This window comes from Pseudomonas brassicacearum (assembly GCF_003732265.1).
Lineage (GTDB): Bacteria > Pseudomonadota > Gammaproteobacteria > Pseudomonadales > Pseudomonadaceae > Aquipseudomonas > Aquipseudomonas brassicacearum_D.
The window spans coordinates 573,796-590,008 of record NZ_MOBK01000001.1; the positions used below are offsets into that span (position 1 = coordinate 573,796).

9 protein-coding genes are annotated in these 16,213 nt (G+C 60.8%); 5 read left to right on the forward strand and 4 right to left on the reverse strand.

Going from position 1 to position 16,213, the window contains the following annotated elements; genetic code table 11:
* Positions 1-5 precede the first annotated feature (5 nt).
* Positions 6-707, forward strand: a complete 702-nt coding sequence (locus BK660_RS02795) for a VIT1/CCC1 transporter family protein (protein WP_123431972.1) — start codon at positions 6-8, stop codon at positions 705-707.
* Positions 708-778: 71 nt separating this feature from the next.
* Here BK660_RS02795 and BK660_RS02800 read toward each other — a convergent pair whose 3' ends face one another.
* On the reverse strand, positions 779-6,730 hold the full coding sequence (locus BK660_RS02800; RefSeq protein WP_123431973.1) for a peroxidase family protein: 5,952 nt from the start codon (positions 6,728-6,730) through the stop codon (positions 779-781).
* Between the two features lie 73 nt (positions 6,731-6,803).
* Here BK660_RS02800 and BK660_RS02805 point away from each other — a divergent pair, with 73 nt between their 5' ends.
* Positions 6,804-8,294, forward strand: a complete 1,491-nt coding sequence (locus BK660_RS02805; RefSeq protein WP_123431974.1) for a sensor histidine kinase — start codon at positions 6,804-6,806, stop codon at positions 8,292-8,294.
* Here BK660_RS02805 and BK660_RS02810 read toward each other — a convergent pair whose 3' ends face one another.
* A complete protein-coding gene (locus BK660_RS02810) occupies positions 8,295-8,993 on the reverse strand; it encodes a response regulator (RefSeq protein WP_123431975.1) in 699 nt (232 codons plus the stop codon).
* A 315-nt stretch (positions 8,994-9,308) separates the two neighbouring features.
* Between BK660_RS02810 and BK660_RS02815 the strand changes: the two genes are divergently transcribed.
* The 3 genes from BK660_RS02815 to BK660_RS02825 are packed head-to-tail and all read left to right on the forward strand — an operon-like array spanning position 9,309 to position 13,737.
* On the forward strand, positions 9,309-11,045 hold the full coding sequence (locus BK660_RS02815; RefSeq protein ID WP_123431976.1) for a type I secretion system permease/ATPase: 1,737 nt from the start codon (positions 9,309-9,311) through the stop codon (positions 11,043-11,045).
* Positions 11,046-12,392, forward strand: a complete 1,347-nt coding sequence (locus tag BK660_RS02820; RefSeq protein WP_123431977.1) for an HlyD family type I secretion periplasmic adaptor subunit — start codon at positions 11,046-11,048, stop codon at positions 12,390-12,392.
* Position 12,393: 1 nt separating this feature from the next.
* On the forward strand, positions 12,394-13,737 hold the full coding sequence (locus BK660_RS02825) for a TolC family outer membrane protein (RefSeq protein ID WP_259698469.1): 1,344 nt from the start codon (positions 12,394-12,396) through the stop codon (positions 13,735-13,737).
* On the opposite strand, the gene BK660_RS02830 is transcribed toward BK660_RS02825, so the two are convergent.
* Together BK660_RS02830 and BK660_RS02835 are read right to left on the reverse strand one after the other, a co-directional pair.
* On the reverse strand, positions 13,710-14,405 hold the full coding sequence (locus tag BK660_RS02830) for a phosphoribosyltransferase (RefSeq protein WP_123431978.1): 696 nt from the start codon (positions 14,403-14,405) through the stop codon (positions 13,710-13,712). The genes BK660_RS02825 and BK660_RS02830 overlap by 28 nt on opposite strands.
* Before the next feature lie 94 nt (positions 14,406-14,499).
* Positions 14,500-15,858, reverse strand: a complete 1,359-nt coding sequence (locus BK660_RS02835; protein WP_123431979.1) for an MATE family efflux transporter — start codon at positions 15,856-15,858, stop codon at positions 14,500-14,502.
* Positions 15,859-16,213: the final 355 nt, after the last annotated feature.

Below are 16,213 nucleotides of genomic sequence, written 5' to 3' on the forward strand. Positions count from 1 at the left end.
CAACCATGAAATTCATGCACAGGCACACCGAGGCACACCGAAGCGATCGTATCGGCTGGTTGCGCGCCGCCGTCCTTGGGGCCAATGACGGGATTGTCTCCACCGCCAGCCTGCTGATCGGCGTTGCGGCAGCCAACGCCAGCCACACCACGTTGCTGGTCACGGGCATGGCTGGGTTGATGGCCGGCGCCATGTCCATGGCCGCAGGCGAATACATTTCCGTGCACTCCCAGGCCGATACCGAGCGCGCCGACTTGTCTCGCGAACGGGCCGAGTTAGCCAATGATCCGAAAGCCGAACACATCGAACTCGCCAACATCTACATGCACCGTGGTGTCTCCCCCGAGTTGGCGCATCAGGTGGCCGATCAATTGATGGCCCATGACGCACTGGGCTCTCACGCTCGGGACGAATTGGGCATCAGCGCCACCCTCACCGCCAAACCCTTGCAAGCCGCCCTCGCCTCAGCCGCCAGCTTCGTGGTGGGTGCCGCATTACCGTTGGCGGTCACGTTTGTCGCGCCGGAGCACAGTGTGGTGCCGTGGATATCGGGCATGTCGCTGGTGTTTCTCGGGTCGCTGGGCGCCATCGCCGCCAAGGCCGGCGGGGCCAATGTCATGACCGGAGCCTGGCGGGTGACATTCTGGGGGGCACTGGCCATGGGCATTACCGCACTGGTAGGGCACTTGTTTGGCGCCGTGGTCTAGTTCACGTTCTTTCCTGCAAAAAACAAAGGGCGCCCGTTAATGAAAACGGGCGCCCTTTGTACGCTGCCAACCTATGCCACGCCGACAAAATCACTCGCGGTAAGGGCCACATGCCCGACCAGATCAATCTGGAAGTCGGCGCCATTGCCGCTGTTTACGTTGCCCTCCACATAGGTGTGATCGACCCCGCCGACATTGACGAAGTGGTACTTCAATTGCGCCTGGTTGTTGAACTCGGTGCCGGCGCCGTTCCACGCGCCGAGGAACGTGAAATCCTGATTACCGGCGGCACCTGCGCCGGAGGTCCGTGCATCGATCTGGGACAAATCGATGTGATCGGTTCCCTGCGTAAAGTCGGTGATCACGTCGCGGCTTGCGGTCGTAGTCCCCGAGTCGTTCGTCGAGGTGAACACAAACATGTCCGCCCCCGCGCCACCGGTCAACGTATCGCGGTTGTCATTGCCGGTCAGTGTGTCGGCGCCACCGCCACCACTCAAGGTGTCGATACCGCCCTGCCCGGTCAGGGCGTTATTGGCGTTGTCGCCGGTCAGGGTGTTGGCACCCGTGCTGCCGATGACATTCTCGACACCGGTCAAGGTGTCGCTACCGGTTTGCGAACTGCTGGCCAGGCCGGTGGACAGGTTGACCGTGGCGCTGGCCGAGGTCCCTGACAGGTCATAGGTATCGGTGTCGCCACCGCCGTTGTAGATGTCGTTGCCGTCATTGACCGACGCCCGGAAGGTGTCATTACCAAGCCCACCGAACAGGCTGTCCGCGCCTTGCCCGCCAATCAACGTATCGTCACCGCTGCCACCGTCCATCCAGTCATTGCCGCCCTGGCCTTGCAACAAGTTGCTGACGCCGTCGCCCTGAATGTGATCGTCGCCAGAACTGCCGGTGACGTTTTCGATGCCGGTCAGGGAGTCGTTGCCGGTCTGGGTGCTGGTTGACGTACCGGCGATCAAATCGACCGTGGCGGGCGCCGAGGTGGCCGACAAATCGTAGGTGTCGGTGCCGGTGCCACCGTCATAGTGGTCGTTGCCGTCGTTCAGCGACGCCAGCATCGTGTCGTTGCCTGCCTCACCAAAGACCGTGTCGTTACCGGCCAGGCCGCTGAGCTGGTTGTTGCCGCTGTTGCCATGGATCACGTTGTCCAGCGCGTTACCGGTGCCGTTGATGTTGTTCGAGCCCAGCAAGGTCAGGTTCTCGACGTTGGCACCCAGGGTGTAGCTGACCGAGGACATGACCGTGTCGGTGCCTTCGTTCAAACTCTCCTGAACCACATCGCCATTGGCATCGACCATGTAGGTGTCGTTGCCGGCATTGCCGCGCATCGTGTCGTTGCCAGCGCCGCCGTCCAGCAAGTCGGAACCCAGCCCGCCATTGAGCACGTCGTTGCCCGAGTAGCCCATCAGGATGTCCTGATAGTTGGTGCCATTGAGCGTATCGCCGAAGAAGAATGAGTTAGTGCCTTCAATGAAGCGCCCTACCGCTTCCGAAGGGTCTGACGTCAGTTGTTCCACTGTGCCGCTGTTGTCGGTGTAAGTGGTGATGACCCGCAGCTGTTGGCCGAACTGCGCCGAGGTGGGCGCAAAGGTCGACGCGTTCGCCCCGGCGATACTCAGCCAGGTTGCGCCCACCAGTGCCTGCCACTGATAGGAGAACCCGCTTGGCCCAGGCAAGCCGTCCGCATCCTGGATGGCCGACGTGTTGGCGGTCAGCCGGTATTGAGCCGGCACCGGACGGCTGGGCGTGGTCGGCGCGGTGGCATAACCGGAGAGCACCACGTTGCCGGTCGGCAGGTGATTGGTGATGCTCAGGTTGATCGTGCGGTCGGCAAAGCGCAGTTTTTCAACGCCGATGACAATATCGGTGCCATCGACGTTAGCCGCGCCCACCCGCAGGTCCACCACTTTGAACGCCGTGATCAGCTCGCCGCCGGGCCGGGTATCGGTGAATTTGGTGATGCTGTAATTGGCATAGTTGCCCGAGTAGATGGCCGTGTCCGCCACGCCATCGGCGGTGCCGGCGGCCTGGTGGTTATCGCCCAGGACGAAGTCGGGGCGGGTCGATTGCAAGCCAGTGAAGTGCTCGGCAAACCCTTGACTGGCCAGCAGGTGATTGAGATCAGCGAGTTTGATCGAGTCACCGACGATCACGTCATTGCCGCCGTTGCCTTGGGAGACATCGTCACCACTGCCGCCAATCAGCCAGTTCTCCGTGGCATTCCCGATCAGGCCGGCCAGAGGATTGGCCGGCGTGGCGGTGTTGGCACGGGCGTCGCTGAAGCGTGAACCGATCAACCCTTCGATGTCCGTCAACAAGGCATTGAACGGCTGGAACAGCACGGAAGTACCCGGCGCGGCCACGATGTTCTGATTGTTGAGGTCAGCCGCCGCGTCCAGCGCAATATTCACATCGCTGAAGGCCGCAATATCGAAGCCCACATCGCCAAGGGCTTCGTCACCGTCACCCTGACCGGGCGCGCCACCCAGGCCCGGCAGCAGAATGTCGTCGCCGACACCGCCAAACTCCTGGTCACCGGTGGAGCCGCCGGAAATGATGTCGTCGCCGTCCTCACCGAACAGGATGTCCGGGCCGTCGCCGCCATAAATCTCATCATTACCGTCACCGCCATGCACCAGGTCGGTGTCGCCACCGGCGTCGATGTAGTCATTGCCGGCACCGCCGTACAACTCGTCGATACCGGCTTCGCCATAGAGATGGTCATTGCCGTTACCGCCAATCACCACATCGAGGGCACCGGCGCTGGTCCCGGCATAGATGGTGTCATCCCCTTCCCCGCCATCGAGGAAGTCTTCGATATCACCGCCATAGATCACGTCGTTGCCGTCGCCACCGTAGATGTGGTCGGCACCGGCCTTGCCATCCAGGATGTCGTCGCCGCCTTCACCGTAGATCGTATCGTCACCATCCCCGGCATCGAGCCAGTCGTTGTAGTCGGTGCCGACCAACACTTCGTGGGAGTTGTAACCCACGGCCGCGGTGCCATCGGGGTTCTCGCCCTGGTCCGGACGGTAGTCCCGGATATAGGTTTGCGCGGTATGCGTTTCCGGATTGGTCAGGCTGACCAGCAAGCCATTGCCGCCAATCCCGCCCGTACCACCGGTTGAGTAGACACCGACATGGTTGGCCGCGATCAGCGTGCCGTATTTGTGCTCGCTCTTGTACGCCGTGGCACTGGCGCCGGAATCGGTGTAGCTCAATTCGACGTAGCTGTCGGCATAGCCAAAGACATCACCGGCCAGGTGCCGGGCGTCGGTGGTGCGTTCAATGATGTCCTTGAACTGTTCGGTGACCACCTGCTCATTGAGGTTGGTCATCGCCGGCAAGCCGAGGTCGAGGCGGAACAGGTAATAGAAACGGTCACCGTCCATCAACCGTTCCATCTGGTCCTCGAAGATGGCGTTGAACGTGGTACCCAGTTGCCCGGTGTAGACGTGTTTTTCCGCCAGGCCACCGATCCACAGGTCAATCGCGTTGTAGCCGTCATAACCTGCCACATGATTGCCGTTGGCGTCCGCTGCGCCGGAGAGGAATAACGCCGCCTCTTCGGCCGTCACACTGCCCCCGGCATAGGTGGCAGTCACGCCGGACAAATCGGCATCGATAATCGCCTGGGCATGGGCCACGTCACCGTCGAAAGAATAGGCGGCGATAAAACTCACCAGGGACTCGGGGTGAATCATGTTGTTGGCGAAGTCACTCCAACTGGTATAGGGCGTCAAGCCATCGACGATCAGGTTGGTGTGGTGTTGCGCGCCGGCAGGTGAGGCCCGTTCGGCAATCAGCGCATCGTGGATCTGCTGACGCGCCTGGTTCAAGGTGGGCAGGCCGAGGTCGCGGCCACGGGCCAGGTTGATGGTCGCCAGGTCCAGCGGCTGTCCGAGCAAGCCTTGTTGCAACGCCGGGGTGACGAACTCGTCGATTTCGTTGCTGATCTGCCGGGTCATGCCCAACGCGATAGCGGTCGGCCCTACTTCGGCAAAACCGCCGGGGTTGAGGAAGGCCTGCTCCAGCGCATAGTGGGTGATCGCGCCGGTCAGGTCGTAGCCACCACTGGCATTTTTTTCCAGGGCATCGATGGTTTCACGCAATTGCGAGTGACCGAAACGGAACGCTGCCTGGCCATACTCCAGCGAGATGTTGGTATTGATGCCCGAGTCGTAAGTCACGAACTCTGGCAAGTCCGGGGTAATCAGCCGCGCGTATTGGTCGATCGCAACGTGCTGGTATTCCATCTCCACGGTCAACTTGGCGGCGTAGAACAACTTGTCCTGATCCCAGGACACGGTGACGCCATCGGCCAGGGTGAAGTTGCCATTGGCATCGGTATAGAAACCACCGCTGCCGTTACTCACCTGTACCTGCCAGTTGTGGCGCACAGTGGCGTCGGTCTGCGCCAGCACCTCGTTCTGCAGGTTGATCAGCTGCACGTTGTGGTCTTCGTGGAAGACGTGGTGAATGGCGGTCAGGCCGAAGTTTTCGTTCACCCGACCATCACCGGCAATGTAGTGGTCGCCCACCGATTGCAGGAGCAATTCGTTGGCCACCGCAAAATCGGCACTGCCGGGCGCGGCGCTGATAGAGAAGTCGGCAAAGTTGACGAAGCTGAACAGGTTCTTCGGCCCAGAGTTGTCATAGTTGATGACCATCCCGAACGGGTTGTTCGCGTCGAATGTGATGCTGGTGATGTGCGCATCCAGCGACATAAGCCTCGCCTGATCGATATGCAGATCATCGAAGTGCGGGTTCATGTCCAGCAGGATCGCCTCGCGGGTGTACACCGCTTGCACGCCTGCCGTGGTCGGGTCGGCGTCCAGCACATGGCCGTGGGCATCGCGCACGCGGAAGTTGGCGATGTCGTCCCAGGTCAGGTCGTCACGACCGGTGGCCAGCACGTGGGCGCGCAGCTCACTCAAGGTCGGCAGGGTCTGGTGGGTCAGCACACCGTTGAGGGTCCAGGCGGCTTCGTCACTGAGGGTCGTGCCGTCAAACAACGCCGCCCCGGCAATGAATTGGCCCGGGTGATTAGGGTCCGCCACCCACTGGCGCAGCAATTGCGTCACGGCATCGTTAGAACCATAAGTCTGGTTCTGATCGATGTACGGCGAGTCGAGGTTGACGTATTGCGCCTGGCCTTGCCCGTCCACTTCACTGACCGAGGCACGGTGCACCTTGATCGAGTAAACCGGCTGCCCGTCCGGGCCGATCGAGCCGTAAAGCGGATCATCCGGCGCCAAAGGAATAGTGATCGTCGCGTTTTGATTGGGCTTGTTGATGAAGTCCAGGCCATGGTCGAAGAACTGCCCGAACAAGGTGAACCAGCCGGTGGTCGACGGGTCGCCGCTGACGGTGTTCTGGTTGCGAATGTAGTACTGGCCGGAATCCGGTGAGGTGGTATCCACCTCGCCAATCGTGCCGAGAATGCCGGGATCCGTGACGATCGCCACGCCCGTGGCGGTGTGCTGGATGTGCCCATTGGCATCGGTGGCAAAGGTCACCCCACCACTGACGATGGTCTGGCTGATCATCCGTGGTGTGTAGTCCACCAGCGAGGCTGTCGGATCGCTATACAGTGAACTATTGTCAGTCAGGGGCGTGGCACCGGCGGGAACGCCCGGTCCTGCCAACGCGGCGTTACCCAGGTTCTGATGAACGTAGTGCGCGTAGTCCGAGTGGGTCAGGCGAATGAAGTTCTGCCCGAAACTGCCCCAACTCTGTCCGTCCTGGGTCAGGTTATTGAAGTGGCCAGAGACGTCACGCAAACCGATCGGGTCCCGTGCGCCGTTGTACCACTGGGTTTCGCCGGCCGGGATGTCCAGCGGGTTGAAACTGCCGAGAATCCCGAGCACATGGACATTGCCGTCCGAACCGTTGTAACCGTACAGCGGTTCACCGGCGGCGTTATAGCCCACGATATGAATGGTCGGAAACGTAACCTGCTGTTCAAGAAACGAAATATCGTTTTGATTGAGGGTAAAGCGCTTTAGCTCATACATGGCAAGCTCCAGATATCCGTTGAACAGCAGGGTTTTTCAACCGACTTATCACGATGATCAGGGAACAGGACCGATGGCAAAAGATGCAAAAGTCGAATCAAAAAACGAGACTTTTGTCGGTGACCAGACTGAGACTTTGGTCGAGCCTCTCTCGGCCAGCGAGCGTGGCCACAAGGCAAACTGGCGCATCAGGTTCAAGACCCGCGCACGCAACCTGAGTCGCTCTACACAATTCGTCATCGCCGCCGCGCTGATCCTCGGGCTGACGATGTTTTTCGTCGGCAAACTGGTCAGCGCGCGAATAGAACGCGCCGCCGTGCAAAGCGCCGCAGAGGCCGGTGCTCACTATATGGAAGCGTTCCTGGAACCCTACGTCCAGGAGATGAGCCGCGATAACGGGCTGTCGGCGTCGAGCATTGAATCCCTCGACCGCCTGATGGAGAGCCGCTCGCTGAAACGGCACATCGTCTCGATCAAGATCTGGCGGGCAGACGGCACGGTGGTCTACAGCACCGACAAATCCATCACCAATCGCAAATTCCCGATGGATGAAATCGCCGGTGCGATCAAGGGAAACGTGGTCACTGACCTTGAGGACCTGGATCAGGAAGAGAATGAGTTCGAGCGGAGGCTGAACGTACCGCTCTATGAAATCTATGCACCGTTGCGAGAGTTCAACTCCGGGAAAATCATCGCGGTGGGCGAGTTCTATGAAATGGCGGCCAGTCTGGAGCAAGAAATCAATCGCGTCCGCCAGCAAGTATGGATGGTGGTCGGTGCCGCGACCCTGGCGATGCTGACGCTGCTGTTCTTTCTGGTTCGGCGCGGCGACAAGATCATCCAGCGTCAACAAGTGGCGTTGCGTTTGCGACTGCTGGAGCAAACCCGGTTGCACATCAGCAATGCCGCGTTGCAACGCAAGATGACCAACGCGACTCAGGAGTTTTCACGAATAAACGAACTGACCCTGCGGCGCATCGGGGCCGACCTGCACGACGGCCCCGCGCAACTGTTGACCCTGATTCTTATCCGCCTCGACGACCTTGCCGAACACTGCACGGAGGTCGATCAGGAGTCGATGGAAACCATCCGGGGAGCAGCGACCGATGCATTGAGGGAGGTACGGGATCTTTCCCGGGGGCTGGCCCTTCCGGAAATCAACGATCTGACCCTGCTGGAGGAGTTGCAGCTCGTGGCGCAACGACATGAGCAGCGCACCGGCACCAAGGTCAAATTGAAACTGGGGCAACTGCCTGATGGGGTGCCGTTGCCGCTCAAGCTGTGCATCTATCGCTTCGTGCAGGAAACCCTGAACAATGCGTACCGCCATGCCGCAGGCAAAGATCAGGTTCTGAGCGGTAACCTTGTTGACGGGATGTTGCTCATCACGGTCAACGATAAAGGCCCGGGCATGAGCGTCGACGCCTTGGTGGCCGACACTCATGGCAGGACACGGTTGGGGCTGGCGGGGTTGCGTTATCGGGTGGAGTCGCTGGGCGGTGTGTTCCGCATTGATTCAACAACCGGCCATGGCACGTCGGTCACCGCACAATTCAAGCTGTAGTCAGGAGCCACCTCGGGCGTCCAGCGGTGGCGTCACCGACGTCACATGAAGTCGACCAATGCTCTCGCGCTCCCAATAGCGCCTCAAGGCCGTGACCGCTTCCACACGGTTGCGCGCATGCAGCTTTTGCATCACGCAGGTCATGTAGTACTTGACGGTTTTTTCGCTGATCAACAGTTTTGAAGCCACTTCCTTATTCGTCAGGCCCTTTGAGACTTCACGGATGATCTGCTCCTCCCGATGGGTCAGGTCGATCTTGCGAACCTCGGCCTCATGCTTTTTGAAATTGCTCAGCAGTTTGTTGGCAAATTCAGGGGTGATGTACGTATCGCCCCGGGCGATCGACCGGATCGCCAGCACCAGGTCCGGCCCGCTGACCCCTTTCAATACATAGCCACGTGCTCCCGCTTCGAGTGCTGAATAAGCATCATCTTCTGATTCGGACACTGTCAGCATCAACACCTTCACATCCGGCAACTGCGTAGAAATGAACCGCACGCAGCCAAACACGTCGCCCGGCATATTAACGTCCATCAGCATCACGTCCGGCCTCGTTCGCATCGCGATGCCCCGGGCTTCATCCGCGCTGCCACCCTGCTCCACGACTTGCAGATCCGCCCTCTTCCTCAACGTATTGGCAACACCTTCACGCAACAACGGATGATCGTCGACGATGCCAATCCGGATGAACGGGTTCATGACAAGCTCCTGAAAGGGCCAAGTATTCAAACACCCAATGATTAATAGCAGGTAACCCGAACGGGCGCCGGGCACCGGTCGGAAGTGCCGGGGACTTTGAGGGCAAAAATTAGACTTAAGTCGCACGAAATTTGACCGTCAATAAGCAATCTTCGTCATAAGCCTCTGAATAATCATCTTCCAACTCATTGTTTTTGAACGCTGTCAAAAACGTCAAAAAAACTTTTTGACGGAAAACCCGGATCAGCCCCCCATCCGACCAACAGTCGTTCCCCTACGCTGAGGTACATGAATCCACGGTTCGGGGACCCTCCGATGGACAAGAAAACCCAGCAGCGATCCGAGTTGGCCGAGGTGTTTTTTCGGCTGCGCCATACGTTTTATTCGCTGGCCGGGTTCAGTGGTGTGATCAACGTGCTGATGCTTGCCCCAGCCATCTACATGCTGCAGGTATATGACCGGGCGCTGGTCAGCAGCAACCTCACCACGCTGCTGATGCTGACCCTGCTGATGATCGGTTTGTACACCTTGCTGGCCATGCTGGAAGTGGTGCGCACCCGCGTGCTGATCCGGGTCGGCAACCGTCTGGACATGGCGCTGAACCGTCGTGTCTTTACCGCCGCGTTCGAGCGCAACCTGCAGCGGGCCGGCGGCAACCCGGCCCAGGCCCTGCAAGACCTGGCGCAGGTCCGGCAGTTTCTGACCGGCAACGGGTTGTTCGCGTTTTTCGATGCGCCATGGACGCCCATTTACCTGTTCGTTGCCTACCTGATCCACCCCTTGCTCGGAATCGTAACCCTGTGCGGATCGCTGATCCTGGTGTCCCTGACCTGGCTCACCGAGATCGCCACCAAAAAACCATTGGGCGAGGCGAACCTGGCGTCACAAATCTCGGGCACGTTCGCCAACAACAATCTACGCAACGCCGAAGTCATCGAAGCCATGGGCATGCTGCCAGCCATCACCCAGCGCTGGTTCGGCAGCCACCTGCGGATTCTCGAAATGCAGACCCTGGCCTCCGACCGGGCGGCCTACATCAGCGGATTGGGGCGGTTCGTGCGGATCGCCCTGCAATCGTTGATTCTCGGCACCGGCGCCCTGCTGGCCATCGAAGGCTCGATCACCCCCGGCATGATGATCGCGTGCTCGATCCTCAGCGGCCGCGCGCTGGCACCGGTGGAACAACTGATCGGCGCCTGGAAGCAATTGCTCACCAGCCGCCGCGCCTGGTCGCGGCTCAAGCAGCTGCTGCAAGCATTTCCGCCCCGAGCCGATGCGATGAAACTGCAACGGCCACTGGGCATGCTCTCGGTCGAGCACTTGCACGCCGGGGCGCCGGGCATGAGCCAATCGATCATTCGCGGGCCGCACTTCAACCTGTCGCCGGGAGAATCGCTGGGCATCATCGGCCCGTCCGCGTCGGGCAAATCCACGTTGGCGCGCCTGCTGGTGGGCATCTGGCCGGCGCAAAGCGGCAAAGTACGGCTCGACGGCGTGGACGTCTATTTGTGGAACAAGGAAGAGCTCGGCCCCTGGGTCGGCTACCTGCCCCAGGACGTGGAGTTGTTCGAAGGCAGCATCGCCGACAACATCGCCCGTTTCGGTGAAGTGGACAGTGACGCCGTGATCGTGGCGGCCAAACGGGCCGGTGTACACGACATGATTCTGCGGTTTGCCCACGGTTATGACACGACCCTGGATGTCGACGGCAACCCGCTGTCCGGTGGGCAACGCCAGCGCATCGGCCTGGCCCGTGCGTTGTACGGCGAGCCGTCGATCATCGTGCTCGATGAACCGAACGCCAACCTCGACGACGCCGGGGAAAAGGCCCTGATCGAGGTGCTGGAAGACCTCAAATCGCGAGGGTGCACCACGGTGCTGATCAGCCACCGCCCGAGCATCCTCGGCACCGTCGACAAAGTCCTGATGCTGCGCGAAGGCAGCACGCAATTGTTCGGTCCCCGGGAAGAAGTGTTTGCGGCATTGCGTCAAACCAGCGTGCTGCCGACGGTGGGCGCTCCGACCCTGTCAGCCGTTCGCGGGAGAGAATAAATGGGCGCCTTGAGTCTCGATCCGCATGCCCAGGATTTGGTGCGCGCGGCAGCCAATATCGATGTCGACGACCACCGTCCGGCACGTTGGGGCGTGTTGCTGGTGATCCTTGGTTTTGGCGGATTTCTGCTCTGGTCCTGGCTGGCACCGCTGGACGCCGGCATCGTCGCCACCGCCACGGTCAAGGTCACCAGCAACCGCAAAACCATCCAGCACCTCACCGGTGGCAGTGTCGAAGCGATTCTGGTGCGCGAAGGTGACAGCGTCACCAAGGACCAGGAGCTGGTTCGGCTCGACGCCACCCAGGCACTTTCGGAACAAGGGGTGGTGAACGCACAGTACATCGCCACCAAAACCATGGAAAACCGCCTCGAGGCCGAACGCGATGGCGCTGCCGACGTGGTGTTCGATCCCGCCATGTTGCAGCGTTTCGCGGGCAACGATCATCTGAACGACGCCATCAACCTGCAACGTCATCTGTTCGCCACGCGTCGCACCAGCCTTGAGGGCGAGATCGGCATCCTGCGCGAGTCGCTCAACTCCGCCGAAGCGCAGATCAAGGGTTTGCAGCACATCTACGGTGCCCGTACCGCGCAGATCGGGTTTCTCAATCAGGAGCTGGTCGGGGTCCGCCAACTGGCCGCCGAAGGTTATGTGCCCCGCAACCGGATGCTCGAACTGGAACGCACCGGTTCCGACCTCAATGCCTCCCAGGCCGACAACCTGAACAACATTGCCAAGGCACGGGGCCAGGTCGCCGACATCAAGCTGCGCATCCTTCAGCGCGAGTACGACTACCGCAAGGAAGTGCAGTCGCTGCTGGCCGACGTGCAGAAAGAAAACAGCGCCCTCACCGACCGTTTGCAGGCGCTGGACTATCAAGTCCGGCACACGGTGATCCGCTCGCCCATCGACGGCGTGGTCCAGGGCCTGAACGTGTCGACCATCGGCGGCGTGATCGCTCCCGGTTTCAAGATCATGGAAATCGTGCCGGCCCACGAACCGTTGCAGATCGACGCGATGGTGCCGGTGCAAGCCATTGACCGGATGACGCCAGGCCTGCCGGTGACCATTTCATTCCCGGCGTTCAATCACGTGCAGACCCCGAACATACCGGGGCAGGTGCTGACCATTTCCGCCGACCGCCTGGTCAGCGACGACAACAAACAGCCCTATTACCTGGCGCAGATCGAAGTGACACCCGCCGGCATGGCCCTGCTGGGCAGCAACCATATACGTGCGGGCATGCCCGCCTCCGTCACCATCAAGACGGGGGAACGCAACATGATGAGTTACTTGTTGAAACCACTGCTGGACCGTGTCAACAGCGCGTTCAAGGAGCAGTGACGTGAACCGCGGACGACGTTTTATCGGTTTTGCCGCGTCGTTGTGCGTGGCGCAGTCGGTGGCGGCGCTGGACCTGCGCGAGTCCTGGAACTTGATGCAGTTTCAGGGCCCGACTTACCTTTCCGCCGGTCACGAACGCGATGCCGCGCTGGAGAATCGCGCCATCGGTCAATCCGGCGTGCTGCCGAAAATCGGCATCACCGCCTTCGACAACCACATCAACGGCACGCAAAAGCAACCGGACTTTTTCGGCAACAGCCACACCAATGACCTGAACTACAACTCGAGGGGCGCGACCTTGCAGCTGCGCCAACCGCTCTTCAACAAACAGAAAATGGCCGAGTATCGCCAAGGCGAGTATCAGGCCGAGTACGGTGTGGCCGTGTTCGACGGCAAGGCGCAGGATGCCGCCGTGAAACTGGCCGGGCGCTATTTTGATGTACTGCTGGCCCACGAAACCGTAGCGCTGGCGACCGCCAAACTCAATTCCTTCAATGAACAAGTGGCCTCGACTCAACGGCGCAAGGACTTGGGCGACGGCACCATCACTGACGTCGACGAAGCGGTATCGCGCCGCGACCTGGCCCAGGCCGAGCTGATCGAAGCCGAGGACAGCGTGACCGTGGCCCGGCGCCTGCTGCAGGAGTATCTCGGTCAGACACCCGATGAAATCGCCACGCTGCAAGACACCTTCCCTACGCCGCCTCTGCAACCGGACAACCTGCAGGAATGGATCATCCGTGCCGGTACCGACAGCCCCTCGATCCGTGCACGACGCTTGAACGTCAACACCGCCGACGAGGAAGTCGCCAAGGCCAAGGCCGGTCACTGGCCGACCCTTGATCTGGTGGTGGGCTACACCGCTGCCGACAGCGAAACCCTGTCCACCCAGAACCAGCGCAACCGCTATTCTTCTGCCGGCCTGGAGTTGAACATTCCGTTGTACAGCGGCGGCTACGTCAGCGCCCGGGCGCGGCAAAGTGTTGCCACCCGAGATCAGGCCGAAGATGACTTGAATGCCACCCGGGAAGAAATCATCTCGGGGACCACCCGCGAGTTTCGCGGCGTGCAAAGCGGCGAAGCGCGTATCCACGCGCTGGAAAAAGCGGTGAAGTCCAGCGAACGCTCGGTGGACTCCTCGAAAAAAGGCTTCCTCGCGGGCAGCAGCACCAACGTCGACATCCTCAACGCCCAGGAACAGCTTTACACCGCCCGCCGCGACCTGTTCGAAGCCAAACTGCGCTACCTGTTGGCCAAACTGCGATTGGCGGCAAATGTCGGGGCATTGGGCGATGATGACATCGCCAGCGCCAATGCCTACTTGGGGCCAAAGTTGTCGTTTTGAGCTGAAGGTTTTTTTGCCCACGCCCGCTGCAACAGCCGCATGACCTCGGCATCCGACGTCTGGGAAAAATCCATGTACCAATGCCCGATCGACATCAGCCACTCCGGCATGATCGGGCACACCAGCTCATCGACTTCACTGCGCAACGCCTCGACCGTTTCGGGTGGGCCCACCGGCACTGCGACCACAATCCGGGATGGCCCGTGCAGCCGCACCGCGTGAATGGCTGCCCTCATTGAAGCGCCCGTCGCCAGGCCATCGTCGATCAGAATCACCACCTGATCCTTGAGCTGCACCGGCGCACGTGTTCCCCGGTAAACCTGCTCGCGCCGCAGCAACTCCCGCGTCTCCCGAGCCACCACTGCGTCGAACGCCGCCTTATCAATCGGGTGCGCCCGCAGCGCCTGTTGATTGAGAATCTGGATACCGCCACTGGCAATCGCGCCCATGGCGAACTCTTCGTGCGACGGCACGCCAAGCTTGCGCACCAGCATCAGGTCGAGGCGAACATCCAGCGCCGTGGCCACTTCATACGCCACCGGCACGCCACCTCGGGGCAAGGCGAGAACGATCACGTCCGGGCGATTGGCGTAAGCAAGCAACGGCGCCACCAGACGCCGCCCCGCCGCCGGCCGGTCCTGCAAAATCATGTGCGATGAGGGACTCATTAGAAAACCTCCTCAGGCGATCACGCCTGCCGGTTTCATCACGCAGTCCCGAGGAATTGTCGGCCTGAGCGCGGCCGACAGCAAGCCGCTTGGCTTACACCAATCGTTCGATCCGCTGGTGCCGCCAGACAAACCGGTAATACGCCGTCTGCAATGCCAGCATCCCCAGATACGCCACCGGAAACGCCATCCACACGCCCTGCAAACCGAAGTGCCCGTCCAGCACATACGCCACCGGCAACTGCACCAGCACCACGCAGAAAATCGACACCGCCATCGGCACCAACACCGTGCCGCTGGCGCGCATGATGCCGCCGACAATCGCCTGGAAGCCAAACACCAACAAGCTCCAGAGCATGATGTGCAACAGGTGCTCGGCCATCGCCCGCGTCGAGTCATCGGTGAGAAACAGCCCCAACAACCAGTGCGACAACAGGTAACCCAGCACCACCAATCCACCGGTCAGGCACACATTGATCAGCAACCCGGTGCGCAAAATCGGCCCCATGCGCTCAAGGCGCCCTGCCCCGATCGCCTGAGCCCCGAGGATCGACGCGGTGATCGCAATCGACAGCGCCGGAAACTGCACGTAATTGACGATCTGCGTCACCGCCCCATACGCCGCCGTCGCCTGCGAACCGTGCTGGTTCACCAGCGCCAGAATCACCAGCTCCGACACCGACAACACCACCATCTGCAACCCGGTCGGCAGACCGATGCGCAACACCTTGCCGAGAATCTCCCGGTCCAGCTTCATCGCCGCAAACATCTCCCGATCCGGCGCCAGCGGATGGCCCTTGCGAATCAACCGCCACGCCAGCCACCCCATCGCCGACAAGTTACCCGCCAACCCGGCATACGCCGCACTCTGAATCCCCATCATCGGCAACCCGAACCAACCCCGAATCAACGCCGGCGTCAGCGCCAAGCCGATACAGGTCGACACCACCAACGCAATCAGCGGCGACACCGTATCACTGACCCCGCGCAGCAGTTGGGTGAACAGCACGTAGACCAGCAACGACGGCATGATCCACATCATCACGTGGGCGTAAGCCACGGCGTCGTCCAGCACATCAGCCGGCGTGCCCAAACCCTGCAAGGCCGACCGCGCAAACACACTGCCGAGGACGGCGGCTGTCAGGCCGATCATTGCGCCTAGCAGCAAGGTGGTGCCGGCGATGGTTTTCACCAGATGCGGTTCACGGGCGCCCCACGCTTGGCCGATGAGCACACCCGCCCCCGCGCCGAGGCCGATGACCAGGGCGATGAAGAAAAAGACGATGGGGAACATGCCGGACACGGCGGCCAGGGATTGGGTGCCGAGCATTTGGCCGATGTAGATGCTGTTGACGGTGCCGGACATGGACTGGAGGAAGTTCGACAGGACCATCGGGGCGAGGAAAAGCAGGTAGGTTTTCCAGAGGGGGATTGGGTGGGTGGGGGTTTGCATTGAGGGTCCGTCTCGGGTGTGGGCGCGGTTTGGGGATTCTACGCCAGGGTCTTGTTCTGAGACCGCTGCTATTTGGAAAATTTGGAGGGTGTGACAAATGTATGGCGGTAATCCAGCCGATTGCTGCCCGTCGTGAAGGGCAATTAACGGCCAACAGCGGACTGTCCCGCAGCTACAGCAACCTCGGCTCTCGCCTGCAGCAAATGCGAAAAATGTGCGTGAAGAGCCAGGACGAAGCGGGCGCAATCGCCACTACGGCACACCCAAGCTTGCGATCGCCCTGCACAATACCGTCATCGGTATGATGAGAGAGCACGCCAGCAAGGCTAATAGGCCGCCTAAGTATGAGCTGTAG